Consider the following 12,807-nt stretch of genomic DNA (forward strand, 5'->3'; position numbering starts at 1 on the left):
GAGAGTAAGTCGGCGCCACATTCATTAAATACAGAAGGTTAGTTAACACAAGATGTTGACTAACCTTTTTTGTGTATTAAAAATATTCCACTTCTCAAACGAAAGAATTAGCAACAAAAACAATATTATTCTAAAAATTATTAGCTTTGTATCTGATAACTAACAATTTAAACTTTAAAGCGATGAAATATTTTTTGACTTTCAATATACTTTTTTTTATAGTTTGCAATTTTACTCTTGCTCAGACAAAGTTACTTGCGGGCTATCATTATATTAAAGTAAAAACCGAAAATTGCTCTAAAGATTTTAATGATAACGACTGTTACGCAGGTAGTTATAGTCTTGACATTAATCAAAATACTTTTTGGAAAAAGGCAGGCAATTATACATTTAATTACACAGTCAATCATAACATTTATATAGATGATGGTTTCGGTAATTGTAGTTTTGATAAAACGAGTCCAAGACCTGAAAATTTTCCATATAGTATTTTAGCAGAAAAAAATGGATCAAAGACTCATACAGAAACTTGGGGCTGTGAAATAACATTAGAATGGTTTTACTGTGATGTGGATCAGCCACAAAAATCACCTTCTGTAGGAAAATTAAATGAGTATAGTGTACCAGGTATCTTTTTAGCCTTAGGTGATGATTATAAATGGATTTTGACAACTTCTAATTCGGAGGTAATAGAGATAGCGAATAAGAAGAAGTTGAATTTAGATGATTACCCTGATGTTATCACTTTAGAAATACAATCTTCATTGATTAAAACACCTAAAATATCTTTCTCGCAAGATTTGACTTCAAAATAATATAAGTTAAAATAGATATTGTTGATAACTTTTGTAAATTCCACCTTTTTGAGGTGTTGAAAATAAAAAGTTATTCACATTTGTGAGGTTTATAAACAAAAAAGTCAGGTTAGTGAACATTTTGTGTTGACTAACCTGACTTTTCTTATAAAAATGGGGATTAAATCGTAATCACTTCTCCGTCTTCAGGAACAAAGCTTTTCTCCATTAATCCTAGATCAGTATATTTTTGTCTAAGGCCAACTTTAGTTGTTGGGCAATGGTTCACCGCTTCCATATGATTAGCAATCACTTTACCAGGAGCATTTTTCGTAAATTTGATCACATCTTCAACAGTCATCAATAACGGTTTGAATATATCAAATTGAGCAGAACCAGCTGCTACAACACTAATTTCAGGCTTGTGTTCTTTCAATACTTTATCAACAGCATCTGTATAAATTGTATCAGAACTCAAGTAAACAGAGGGTTGATCAGGTAGTTCGATATAATAACCCATTACATTTCCGGCAGGTTTAGCCACAAAACCGTAACCATGTTGAGCAGGAATACCTTCTATTTTTCCTCCTAAGAAGTCTCTTCTTTTCCAATAATCTACTGTTTGAGTAACGTTCAAACCTCTTTTTCTCAACTCATCCTCATCTTTTACACTGCATATCACAGGAATATTATTCTTTCTTAAAAACTCTTCGCCGTTCTTATCTAAATGATCAGGGTGAAGGTGTGTGACCAGACAATGAGTAACTTTATCTAATACAGGTTGGATGTTATTAGGAAGATCAACTAATGGGTTTTTTCGAGCTTTAAAGCGAATGAATGAAAATGGAGGCATTGTGCTTTTCTTGCCTAGCATTGGGTCTACTAAAATTACTTTGTCATTGGTTTCAATAACCATTGAGGCATTTCTGATATGATGAATTTTCATGAGTATAGGTATTTATAATGAATGAATAAGTTCACGTTTCCATTCATGGTAGAATGGGTTAATTTGTTTCTCGGTACCAATCGTACTGCTACGTCCATGACCTGGATGAATGACCATATGATCAGGCTGTTCATCAATTAATCGGATAACTGATTGTTTGAGCTGAGCAAGATTTGCTGTAGGTCTGTCCCAACGGCCGACATTACCTTCAAATAGTGTATCTCCCACATATAGATCATGACCGATTTTATAGCAAACACCACCCACAGTATGCCCTGGAGTGAGGAATACGGAAATTTCATAATCATCTATATATAACTTGGTATTTTCAGTGATCGTTCGAATATCAAGGGAGTGGATATTGTAAGCTTTTTCTTTACCAAAATATCCGAATCCATTCAGGCTATCATCCATTAATATTTGATATTCTAATTCATGGAGATAAACAGGCACATCAAAGCAGTCTAAAGCTTCAATGTGGTCAATATGAGCATGACTCAGTAAGATCCCAATCACTTCAAGACCTTCTTCTTCTACATATTTTTGAATAACTTCTTTTTGATAACCAGGGTCAATAATAAAGCACTTTCCATTTCTGTCAAGCACATAACAGTTCATCGGTATATCACCGTCTAATTGTAACTTTCTGATAGGATATAACTTCATAATTGTATTGATTTTTGTACAATACAAATGTCGATTTCACAGAAGCCAAATCCATTGATTCAAATCAAGAAATCAGATGCGCTTACGAATTCTACTCAATGTCTCAGGTGTAACTCCTAAATAAGAGGCAATATGGTACTGAGGAATGGCTTGAAGCCAATGCGGTTTGTAAATCATTAATTCTTTATAGAGTTCCTCTGGCGTTTTTGTGATACGGTTGTACTCAAACTGCTCTTTATTCTGAAGAATTTTCTGAAAGGTAAGGTCAATGAACGATTTACCACATTCATACTTTTGGAGCAAGTTTCTGAAGGTACTTTTTTCTATGGTTAATAACTCAATTTTAGTAAGTGCTTCTTGGTTTTTTCTAGTTGAAGTATCGTTGTTGAAAGCGGAGAAATCAGTGATAAATTGAGGGGTAGTGTAGAACAAAGTATTGGTTTCTTTTTCGGGGCTGATATAATACTCACGTACACTTCCATTGTTGAGAAATCTTAAGTGATTTTCAAAACTGCCAATTTGTAGTATCAAATCTCCTTTTTTATAGGTCTCTACTTGAAATGAGTTGAAGAGCTCTTTTAGACCTTCTTTGTTTAAGGGGTATTCCGTTTCGAAAAACTTAGAGATTTGAGTGAAATTAGACATTTTGATTTCTTTTTATTTATTCAAATGTAATGATACTTTGATAAAAAAGTGATCTTTAAATGAGCTTGAGTAACATTAATGCTGGAATGGAATAATGAAAAAACTCCAAGCGATGTCACTTGGAGCTTTCTAACTTTAATTTCTATTTTTAATTTAAATCATTCAAAACTAATTATTTTTCTCCTTCTAAAATATCACCTAAAATGGGGATTTTTTCAGAAATAGGATATTTTATCTGTTTGACGAAAATCTATAACAACCTGCTTTTTTTCTCTAAATGATTGGAGCCATAAACCATGACCTTTGTAATGTAATCAAACGATAATCAATCAAATAATTACATTGCTATGAAATCAAAATTATTAAAATTAGTCATCAGTTTCTTTCTATTCCCTGCGTTATTCATGAATGCCCAAGATTATGATTTGGTCATATTAAATGGACGAGTGATGGACCCGGAAACGATGTTAGATAGAGTATTAAATGTGGGTGTTAAAGATGGGAATATTGCTATTATTACTCCTAAAGAAATTACGGGAGAAAAAACAATTGATGCCAAGGGTTTGGTAGTAGCCCCTGGATTTATTGATACACACTTTCATGCTTTGGATGGACTTTCATTAAAAATGGCGGCAAGAGATGGTGTGACTACCGGGATGGACCTTGAGATTGGAGCCATCAATATTGATAATTGGTATAAAGCCAAAGAAAATGCTTGGCCTCTGAATTATGGTACAGGTATTAGTCATGAAGGAATTCGTATTCAAGTGCTTGATCCGGAAGTCGAGTTGCCTGAGTGGGCCGATGCTCCTGTTTTATTGGGAAAACTAAGGGCTGACGCTTGTGCTGATGGTGATTGTGGTTGGCAGGACACCGAAAGTAATCTGAAGCAACTCAATGAAATATTGAGGCTTGCTGATGAGGCAATGCAACAAGGTGCTATTGGTTTTAATTCTACTGTAGGATATATGGTAGGTGGTGTGACTACTTTAGAAATGTATAAACTGCAGGAAGTGGCGGCAAATTATGGTCGTGTGTCAACTGCCCATGTCCGTTTTCACGGTAGTCCTAAAAATCCTTCAGCTCCTATTGGTTTTGATGAGATTTTAGCAAATGCTTTGGTCTTAAATACTCCTCTTTTATTACAGCATAACAATGATTTTGGATGGATGGAAAATGAAGATAAGCTTCAAAGAGCGAGATCACAAGGTCATAATGTTTGGTCAGAATATTATCCTTATACAGCGGCTTCTACTTCAATTTCTTCTTCTTTCCTACAGCCTGAAATGTTTAAAAATGTTTTGGGTGGAGTATATGAAAGAGATATTTATGATCCAGTTGATGATAAATTCTTAACTGAGGAAGAGTTTTTATCGACTGAAGAAAAAGATCCGAGCCGTTTAGTGGTTATCTATAATCAAAATAGAAAGTTATGGATGACGGATTGGTTAAAAATGCCTCATATGACGGTCGCTTCAGATGCCATTTATTCAGGTTTGGGTGTAGATTCTTGGGACGTTCCTTTTGAAGAATACAAAGGTCATCCAAGAACAGCAGGAACAAGAGCGAAGGTATTAAGATTAGCGAGAGAAAACGGTGTGCCTTTGATGTTCAGCCTTGCTCAAATGTCGTATTGGCCAGCAAAACACCTTGGTGATGCAGGTTTGGAAGCTATTCAAAAGAGAGGAAGAATGCAGGAAGGAATGGTAGCGGACATTACGATTTTCGATCCTGAAACAGTTGCTGATCAGGCCAATGATAAACTAAAGCAACAAGGAACACCTTCTACTGGAATTCCTTATGTGATTGTCAATGGACAATGTGTTGTGGAAAATTCAGAATTCAAAAAAGTGTGGGCAGGTCAGCCGATCCGCTATGAGAAAACGAATGACTCAAAGCACGTACCATTGAGTAAAGAATACTGGTTGAAAAAGCATGCCATCAATAGTATTTCTGTAGATGACTGTTCACTTCATGCAAATGAACATAACCACAATCACGATCATTATCAAGAAAAATAGAAGCTAAAACTTCTCGAAATAATCGATCAAAATACTATTAAAAATGAATAACCTAACTAAAAAAAAATCTCCTTTTGCAATAAAGGAGAGCCCTAGAAGACTATATTTCTTATTGATGCTGATACTCTTCAATATCTCTTCAAGTTATAGTCAGAATGAAAAAAATATAACAAGTCCTGCATCTGTTGAAAATCAATTAAAAAGCGATCAGAAAGAGACGGAAAAGACAAGCCTTTGGAATGTGTTGGATAGTACGGATAATGCTAAAAATAGATTCTATGAGAAATCAGGTTTTATGGTCAATATGGATTACAACTCTCAAGTGATGGGTGCTACAGCTGCAGTCAATAATAATGTGGGAGCAAGTGGAGTTTTTAGAGTGTACGGTAAATGGAATTTGGTACGTAATAAAAAAGGAACTTCGGAAGGTGGTTTAGTTTTTAAGTTCGAAAACAGACATAAATACACTGATAATGCATTGAGAGAATTTGGGCCTATTGATGTCGGGTTTCTAGGTTTTATGCAGTCGGTCTACAATGATCAGAAATGGAGAATGACCAATTTATATTGGCGACAAAGTTTTAATAACAATAAGATAGTTTTCTATACGGGTTTTGTGGATGTGACGGATTGGGCCGATGTTCACGCTGCCGCAAGTCCTTGGACAAGCTTCAATAACATTTTGTTTGCTACAGGATCAGGTACTATGGGAGGTATGTTTCCTGATGGATCTATGGGAGCGATGTTGAATGTTTGGGTCAGTGATAATGTGTATTTGGTGGGTAGTATGATTGACATCAACGGAAGAGCCACTGAGTTTTGGAAAAGCTTTGATACTTTCTTCAGTAAATTCGAAACGTTAAAAACCTTTGAAATTGGGTATACACCCGGAATGAAATCTGCTTTCTTGAAAAATATTCATGCATAATATTATGGGACCAAATACTTTAGGTGTCGGATTAAACTGGAACCGACCAAGTGAAAGTACTTTTGGACAGAAACTGAGAGATCAATATGTCTCCGAGATTTTCTACAAATTCAAATTAACACATCATACAGAACTCACACCAAGTGTTCAATTAGTAGCCAATCCAGCTTTGAATATGAATACTGATTTTACGTCGGTGTTTGGATTAAGATTTAGAGCTTTCTTATAAAAGATTTTCTAGAGAAGGGAAGGAATTCAGGTTCTTTCCTTTTTCTATTTATTGCTTTTCCCTGCAAAAACCTAGTATATTAGATAATGACCAAAAACGGAAGTATGGATTATCAATATATTATTGAAGGGAGCGAACTTGCTCAAGAAGTTGCTTATGAAAAAGTAGCTAAAGACTTTAAAGGAGAATGGGATGGGGAACACCTAAGGGTAGAAAACAGTTGGGTGGATATCGATATACACTCATTTACTTTTTTAGATGAAGTGTATATTTCTATTTCTACTTTGCATTTTCAAAAAACCGTTTTATTTAAAAGTAGTCGAAGTGATTTGCTCTAAAGATTGGTTTTACTGACTCTTTTCTTGGCGATGAACAAAAACATGACTTCAATAACCTTGGTGTATTTTTCTATAATTCTAAACAAAATTTTGAAGTAGAATACCCTGTAGATGCGAAGTGTCAATGGCTTTCTATTGTATTTTCTTTAGAGGTCTATGAAAAGTTTATGGGAAAGCAGAACAGTCAAATTACCCAACTGATTCATGATGAATCCTCATGGTTCAAGTATTTTCCATTAGATGTAGAGATTGAAAATTTAGTGAAAGCTTTATTTTTCAATTTGGATAAGAAAAGAAGAAGACCGATTCAGTTCTTTACCAAACCTTTAGAGATCATTGGGTTGGTACGAGAAAAAATGGAGAAAGAAGCAAGTGGTTTCAAAAGAAATATTCATGAAGACGACTTGAAAATCATGATGCAGTTGAAAGAACAATACCTCTCAGATTTCACTCAACAACCTAATTTATCCGACTTAAGTTTTAAATATGGAATGAGTATTTCTAAGTTGAACCGAGTGTTTAAATCTATTTTTGATAAACCCATTTTACAATTCTATAATCAACAAAAAATAGAAGAAGCCTACCGACAAATTAACCGTACCAATAAGAGTATTACAGCTATTTCAATGGATCTTAATTTTACCAATGTGGGGTATATGAGTAAGATGTTTAAAGACGCTTATGGTTTTCCTCCTTCTGAATTAAGAAATAAGGTGTAAAGCATTAAGTACAAATTCAAAATTATCTCATACTAATTCTATTTATTATTTTGTGATTACTTCCTTCAAAAAACTTTTAATAGAACCACTATTAATACGTTTTTTAGCGTTGTACTCACAAAAAATAAATTAGAATTAACTATGATTTATTTTTGACTTAGTACTTATCAAGAGCAAGTTATATCGTTAAAATAGTGCTATGTACATTATTATTAACTATCTATTCATGAAAAGAAATATGTAAAACAAAGTATAAATCATAGCTTTGCGTTAGCTATAATGTACTCTTAACTTAATAAAAATGATAACTAAATCAATAAAACTTCAATCGATATTACTGATTGCACTCACTTTATTCGCTTTTTCATGTTCAACAGAATCAAGTATTTCACTTGATGAACCATCAGAAGTCGAAGACTATGTTAAATTTGAACTTCAAGGAGAAGAGGTGGAATTTGATTTTCAATATTCATTCGGGTTCTCATCTACTTCTTTTAGAGATTCGATTAGCTTTACGAATACAAAAGAATTAATGCATCCTGATATTGATGGGCTTGAAATTCAATTCGAATTTTTATCTATGCAAGCACATAGTCAACTAGATACGGTTGATTCTGAAGTGGTTTTTGATGATGGGACCACTATTCCAGAGAATATTTATAAGCCAAGAAATCTAAAATTAAATTCAACTTATTTTACCAATCCAGTTACAAATACATTGGAACCGCAGAATGGTATCACAACTATTGAAATTTATAATAACATTTATCAAGGTGGTGTTGTAACATTGCATTACAATGGAAATGTCTATACAAGTTTGTTGCCTGAAGGTAAAAGCAGACCGAATGATTTTCTGATCATTTCAAGTTATGACGCTGAAAAGCATTTAGCTGAGGGGACATTCTCATTGACGTTATATTCTGAAGCAATAGAAGAATATATCACAATAGACAAAGGAGAATTTTCATTCTAAAATCACTTTGAGATAAAATATAAAGAGTCATTCCTTTTGTATAGCGGGGAATGACTCTTTTTTGTGAAAAACAAACCCCTCCTTTCAAGCATTAGAGAGGAGGGGTTTTATATATGTGTAACGTACTAAGATTTTTGACTTAATACTTAATAGAATCAATCTATTGTTTTACCCAAATTTTTAATCCAACTGAAGGGATAGTAATATCTTGTGAAGATCCACCTTTCAACCTTTTTAGGTTTTTGAGGTCTTTCACACCTTTTTGAATATTTACAGCATCATTGTTCGCTACTAATTTCCAATTACCTGCTGGCAATTCAACATTTTTGAATGTAGCTTCAGTATCACCTGTATTCAATAAAACAAATACTTTTTGATCTACGATATACCCCAATTGATGTTCGTCTTTAGGAGTAATAAACTGATAGTAACCTTCAGGTGCTTTGTCAGCAATTCTGAACACTTTACCATATTCTGAAAGTCTGAACTCGTTCATGCCTTTCCAGAATGCAAACATGTTTTTGTAATCATTTGTATTACCAGCTGTTGGTGTTTGACCAACTGTCTCCCAAGCATACTGATTGGCAGTACGGTGATTGTACGTGTCTCTGTAACCGTGCATGTATACTTTGTATCCTTTGTTCGTAGTTTTCACTACTTCTTTCAAAGGAGCATCAGCTTTTGAACGCATAATTTCAGAACCGCCATTGGTTACTAATGGTCCCAATGAAGTATATAAAAGTGTTACAGCGATCTTGTAGTTATCTTGATCTACACTTGTACGGCCGTCAAACTTCTCACCACCAAACTGATCTGATAAAGTGAAGTTATCGTGAATATCCAAGTAAGTGATACCTGAGTTAGGTGTTTTATCTTCTTTATTTGAATTCTCTAAGCCCATCATTACAGCATCACGATCGCTCGTTTTACCGCCAGCCCATCCACGGTCAGTCAAAGGATCTGTCAATTTAAATACAGGACCTTTGTAAGCGCTTCTTGAATCATCTTGGAAGAACGTGATTGGAGAATCCTCTTTGTACCAATCCCATGAAGGATTCGCTTCAAATTCAGGGTCATTAGAACCAATCCAAGGCTCACCATAAACAATTTTATCTTGACCGATTGCCTCTTTTAAAGCAATCAAAGTTTGTTGATCCACTTGACCCGCTAAGTCGATACGGAAACCGTCAATACCAAATTCTTTGATATAATATTGACATTGGTCGATCAACCATCTCTGTGTCATTGGGCGGTTTTCAGTTTTCACCTCGTTACCGTAATCACCAATATGCTCAAGGTCTTTTGTTCTATAATAATACTGTTTATCAATACCATTGAAGTTGAAAATCCAAGCGTTGCCGTCCATGTTCTCCGCAGTGTGGTTCGGTACAATATCAATGATTACTGCCACACCTTCGTCATGGAATGCTTGAACAAGATCTCTGAACTCATTACGCTCTTCACCAGGTTCTTTGCCTACAGTACGGTATCTTGTTTCCACCGCCATGGCATGTGAAGTTCTGTAACCCCACTGATAATTCTCTTCACTTACACCTTGCGAAATCATATACTCGTCATTCTCAAAAGAAGCTTTCCAGTCATCTGTAGGGTAGTGTAGGTACTCTTGAATTGGCATTAAGTGAACCACATTGATACCTAAATCTAATAGGTAATCAAAACCAATTTTTTGCCCTTTTGAGTTCTTCAAACCTCTTTTAGTAACCGCTGGAATACGTCCTTTGATACTTTCATCTACCGGCAAACGATCTGTGAAATCTTGTACGTGTACTTCATAAGCAATCACATCTTCCATGGCAGGAATACCGCTTGCCAAAGGAGTGGCAGGAGTAGTTCTGTGCCAGATTCTACATTTACCCCAAGTGTCATCACTTACACGAGTATAAGGGTCAGAAACGTGTGCTTTTGTTGTTTCATAAAATAAGTTACCCGGATCTTGGTGTCCGTGAATCGTAAAATCATACCACACGCCATGAAGATCTTTATCAAAGAAAGCTTCCCAAACACCATCTTCATCTTCTTTCATGTCAATTACTTCATACGCTTTAGTGTCATCTTTATCTTTATATAAATAAAGTTTTACTAGCGTAGCTCTTGGAGCAAAAAGGCGTACTGAAGTTTTGCCATTATCGATGTTGGCTCCCAGTTCTTTAGTAGAGAAAGTTTCTCTAAACCATCCATCATAAGAACATAAAGCGGATAATTTTTGAGAAGGGATATGTAAGTAATACACTCTCTTTTTATCCAAAGGAGTTTCAGGAAGGATCAATGTTGATGTTGCTTCATTTGGTAAAACACCTTTAACTTTGATAGTGTCACCTGCTGCGGAAGTGATAATGTAAGCCTTTGGATCTAAAGGTCTTTCTCCTACAACATTGGCCCATATAAGTCTTTCATTTTTTAGTTCTGCTTTAAGGCCAGGAAGAATAGTATTTTGCATAAATACTAAGTTGCCGGCATTAGTGTTTGGAGATACATCAGTGGGACTTAACCATTCTCCTTCATTGATTCTAAACTTGAATTCAGCTTGTGGAGAAATGACTTTAAAATCCTTATTGTTGAATGTTAGAATCCATTGTCCTCCAATTTTTTTTAGTTGCCACTCTTCATTGTCCATGTTAGTGTCCCACCCTCTAAAAGAACCAGTAACCACTACTTTAGTTGGCTTTTGATTGTAGATGCCTTCATCAAAGATAAAAGAAACTTCATCACTGAAAACGGCATAACCTTGCTTTACTTGTTGCCCGGTAAAAGATTGTCCAAATCCAATACTAGCAAGTAATAAGTAAGCAATAATTAGTATACTTTTTTTCATTTTCGAATGTATAAATATTGATATTGTGTAACTAAAGTTAAATGAAAAATAGGAATAAAGGACTACTATTCAGGCCGTAGGGAACAAAAAAAGTATCGCAACCGAATGCAATACTTTTTTTTCTAAATTTTTTTCAATCTTTTTAGATTTTAATCCAAAAACCAAAGCATTTTAATTTGAAATATAGAGATAACTTTCACCTTTCAGAGGTGAATTTTTATTGTTATTTATGATGATAAGTACTAAGACAAAATTATATGCCACTAATTCATATTATTTTTTCCGATTACTGCCTTTCAAAAACTTTAAATAGAACCACTATTTATACGTTTTTAAGCGTTGTACTCACAAAAAATAATTAAGAATTAATTATCATTTATTTTTGGCTTAGTACTTAAAAGCGTTTTTGTAGTACTAAGAAGAGCTTCAATTTTTGAAGAATCATAAGCATCACTATGAGCTCTACCATAATGTCCTGCATCATTGTCAAAATACTCTCCATTGTGGTTTTTATGTTCTTCAGTTGTGGCTAACTCATATAAAATACTTCCACCTTTATCAGCAGACGACCAATGCTTGCCATACGCTTCTTTTACCATTCTTGTATTTAAAAGCGAACCAGGATTGACCGCAATTACAGTGATGTCATTTACTTTTTTGGAAAGGTCAAAACTCCACATGGTCAGTGCCAATTTACTTTGAGCATAAGTCGTATTTTCGGTTAAACTTTCTTTTCCTTCTAATGCCAATAACGAGACGGGAGATTGTGCCGCTGAACTGAGATTGATAATTCGTGCATCTTCCCCTTTTATAATAGGAAGCAGTTTTTCTGTAAGAAGATAAGGAGCGAGGTAGTTGACCATAAAACGTAGATCCAAGCCTTGTGAATTGGTAGGTTCTGGGCTTTTAAAGACTCCTGCATTGTTGATCAAAACATCAATCTGATGTAACTTTTGAAGTATATCAGCCGATAACTGTTCTACTTGATCGATTTCAGACAAATCACCTACAAAACCATCCACATTTTCATTATGGCTTTGTTTTTGGATTTCTTCAATCGCACTTTTGACTTTAAATGGGTTTCTACCATGGATAAATACAGAATGTCCTTCTTTTGCTAATTTAAGGGCCACAAGTTTTCCGATACCATCTGTACTTCCGGTTATTAAAATAGTCTTTTTCATTTTTAAAACGTTGTTTACCAAATTTAATAAAATTGCAGTTCACTTTGTTATTTTTAATTATGCAAAATTTACTCACCACCATCACTGAAAAAATAGAGGTCAATACTAATTTGACTATGGCACTTCATAGCGCTTTTCAAAAAATTAAAGTACAAAAAGGAGAAGCTATTTTGGAAGAAGACACCACAGCACGTTTTCTTTATTTTATTGATAAAGGGGTATTACATAATTATTATTATCATGATGGAAAACAGATAAGTTCTTGGTTCTACACAGAAAATCACTTTATCACTGCTTGGTACAGTTTCTACGCACAGCAACCTAGTTTTGAAGCCATAGAATGTTTAGAGGATTGTGAGTTATACCGCATTAGTTATACGGATTACCAAAAACTGATTCTTGAATTTCCAGAATTCAATACTTTGGTAATGGATGATTTAGGTTGATTCTTTGTTATATGTATATGAGACATTACAAAGAAATACGTTGTCCTCACTGTGAAGGCAACGATATAGTGAAAAATGGTCATAG

13 protein-coding genes are annotated in these 12,807 nt (G+C 34.5%); 8 read left to right on the forward strand and 5 right to left on the reverse strand.

Going from position 1 to position 12,807, the window contains the following annotated elements:
- The first annotated feature begins 182 nt into the window (after nt 1–182).
- Nucleotides 183–815: a hypothetical protein gene (locus HHU12_RS31120; protein WP_169660644.1), complete on the forward strand. Its 633-nt coding sequence runs from the start codon at nt 183–185 to the stop codon at nt 813–815.
- Nucleotides 816–975: 160 nt separating this feature from the next.
- On the opposite strand, the gene HHU12_RS31125 is transcribed toward HHU12_RS31120, so the two are convergent.
- The 3 genes from HHU12_RS31125 to HHU12_RS31135 form a co-directional block, all read right to left on the reverse strand.
- The gene (locus HHU12_RS31125) at nt 976–1,740 is read right to left on the reverse strand and encodes an MBL fold metallo-hydrolase (protein WP_169660645.1); all 765 of its coding nucleotides are present in this window, start codon (nt 1,738–1,740) and stop codon (nt 976–978) included.
- A gap of 12 nt (nt 1,741–1,752) precedes the next feature.
- Entirely contained in the window at nt 1,753–2,406 is a 654-nt protein-coding gene (locus tag HHU12_RS31130) for an MBL fold metallo-hydrolase (protein WP_169660646.1), read from the reverse strand.
- 72 nt (nt 2,407–2,478) lie between these two features.
- Nucleotides 2,479–3,051, reverse strand: a complete 573-nt coding sequence (locus tag HHU12_RS31135; protein ID WP_169660647.1) for a Crp/Fnr family transcriptional regulator — start codon at nt 3,049–3,051, stop codon at nt 2,479–2,481.
- 347 nt (nt 3,052–3,398) lie between these two features.
- On the opposite strand from HHU12_RS31135, the gene HHU12_RS31140 reads away from it, so the two are divergent.
- From HHU12_RS31140 to HHU12_RS31165, 6 genes are all read left to right on the forward strand, one after another.
- A complete protein-coding gene (locus tag HHU12_RS31140) occupies nt 3,399–5,072 on the forward strand; it encodes an amidohydrolase family protein (protein WP_169660648.1) in 1,674 nt (557 codons plus the stop codon).
- A gap of 43 nt (nt 5,073–5,115) precedes the next feature.
- Nucleotides 5,116–6,000 (forward strand): carbohydrate porin, encoded by an 885-nt coding sequence (locus HHU12_RS31145; protein WP_169660649.1) that lies wholly within the window; start codon nt 5,116–5,118, stop codon nt 5,998–6,000.
- A gap of 4 nt (nt 6,001–6,004) precedes the next feature.
- Nucleotides 6,005–6,229 (forward strand): carbohydrate porin, encoded by a 225-nt coding sequence (locus HHU12_RS31150; RefSeq protein WP_169660650.1) that lies wholly within the window; start codon nt 6,005–6,007, stop codon nt 6,227–6,229.
- Between the two features lie 86 nt (nt 6,230–6,315).
- The gene (locus tag HHU12_RS31155; protein ID WP_169660651.1) at nt 6,316–6,567 is read left to right on the forward strand and encodes a hypothetical protein; all 252 of its coding nucleotides are present in this window, start codon (nt 6,316–6,318) and stop codon (nt 6,565–6,567) included.
- 167 nt (nt 6,568–6,734) lie between these two features.
- Nucleotides 6,735–7,286, forward strand: a complete 552-nt coding sequence (locus tag HHU12_RS31160; RefSeq protein ID WP_169660652.1) for a helix-turn-helix domain-containing protein — start codon at nt 6,735–6,737, stop codon at nt 7,284–7,286.
- Nucleotides 7,287–7,587: 301 nt separating this feature from the next.
- Complete coding sequence (locus tag HHU12_RS31165; RefSeq protein WP_169660653.1) at nt 7,588–8,259, forward strand: hypothetical protein; 672 nt, start codon at nt 7,588–7,590, stop codon at nt 8,257–8,259.
- A gap of 160 nt (nt 8,260–8,419) precedes the next feature.
- Here HHU12_RS31165 and HHU12_RS31170 read toward each other — a convergent pair whose 3' ends face one another.
- Together HHU12_RS31170 and HHU12_RS31175 are read right to left on the reverse strand one after the other, a co-directional pair.
- Nucleotides 8,420–11,092 (reverse strand): alpha-amylase family glycosyl hydrolase, encoded by a 2,673-nt coding sequence (locus HHU12_RS31170; RefSeq protein WP_169660654.1) that lies wholly within the window; start codon nt 11,090–11,092, stop codon nt 8,420–8,422.
- 365 nt (nt 11,093–11,457) lie between these two features.
- A complete protein-coding gene (locus HHU12_RS31175; RefSeq protein ID WP_169660655.1) occupies nt 11,458–12,276 on the reverse strand; it encodes an SDR family NAD(P)-dependent oxidoreductase in 819 nt (272 codons plus the stop codon).
- A 59-nt stretch (nt 12,277–12,335) separates the two neighbouring features.
- Here HHU12_RS31175 and HHU12_RS31180 point away from each other — a divergent pair, with 59 nt between their 5' ends.
- On the forward strand, nt 12,336–12,722 hold the full coding sequence (locus tag HHU12_RS31180) for a Crp/Fnr family transcriptional regulator (protein ID WP_169660656.1): 387 nt from the start codon (nt 12,336–12,338) through the stop codon (nt 12,720–12,722).
- Nucleotides 12,723–12,807 lie beyond the last annotated feature (85 nt).

This window comes from Flammeovirga aprica JL-4 (genome assembly GCF_012844305.1).
Lineage (GTDB): Bacteria > Bacteroidota > Bacteroidia > Cytophagales > Flammeovirgaceae > Flammeovirga > Flammeovirga aprica.

Excerpts from the sequence above, each read along its gene's own strand:
- HHU12_RS31120 (WP_169660644.1), top strand. The coding sequence starts at position 183 with ATGAAATATTTTTTGACTTTCAATATACTTTTTTTTATAGTTTGCAAT.
- HHU12_RS31125 (WP_169660645.1), bottom strand. The coding sequence starts at position 1,740 with ATGAAAATTCATCATATCAGAAATGCCTCAATGGTTATTGAAACCAAT.
- HHU12_RS31130 (WP_169660646.1), bottom strand. The coding sequence starts at position 2,406 with ATGAAGTTATATCCTATCAGAAAGTTACAATTAGACGGTGATATACCG.
- HHU12_RS31135 (WP_169660647.1), bottom strand. The coding sequence starts at position 3,051 with ATGTCTAATTTCACTCAAATCTCTAAGTTTTTCGAAACGGAATACCCC.
- HHU12_RS31140 (WP_169660648.1), top strand. The coding sequence starts at position 3,399 with ATGAAATCAAAATTATTAAAATTAGTCATCAGTTTCTTTCTATTCCCT.
- HHU12_RS31145 (WP_169660649.1), top strand. The coding sequence starts at position 5,116 with ATGAATAACCTAACTAAAAAAAAATCTCCTTTTGCAATAAAGGAGAGC.
- HHU12_RS31150 (WP_169660650.1), top strand. The coding sequence starts at position 6,005 with ATGGGACCAAATACTTTAGGTGTCGGATTAAACTGGAACCGACCAAGT.
- HHU12_RS31155 (WP_169660651.1), top strand. The coding sequence starts at position 6,316 with ATGACCAAAAACGGAAGTATGGATTATCAATATATTATTGAAGGGAGC.
- HHU12_RS31160 (WP_169660652.1), top strand. The coding sequence starts at position 6,735 with ATGGGAAAGCAGAACAGTCAAATTACCCAACTGATTCATGATGAATCC.
- HHU12_RS31165 (WP_169660653.1), top strand. The coding sequence starts at position 7,588 with ATGATAACTAAATCAATAAAACTTCAATCGATATTACTGATTGCACTC.
- HHU12_RS31170 (WP_169660654.1), bottom strand. The coding sequence starts at position 11,092 with ATGAAAAAAAGTATACTAATTATTGCTTACTTATTACTTGCTAGTATT.
- HHU12_RS31175 (WP_169660655.1), bottom strand. The coding sequence starts at position 12,276 with ATGAAAAAGACTATTTTAATAACCGGAAGTACAGATGGTATCGGAAAA.
- HHU12_RS31180 (WP_169660656.1), top strand. The coding sequence starts at position 12,336 with ATGCAAAATTTACTCACCACCATCACTGAAAAAATAGAGGTCAATACT.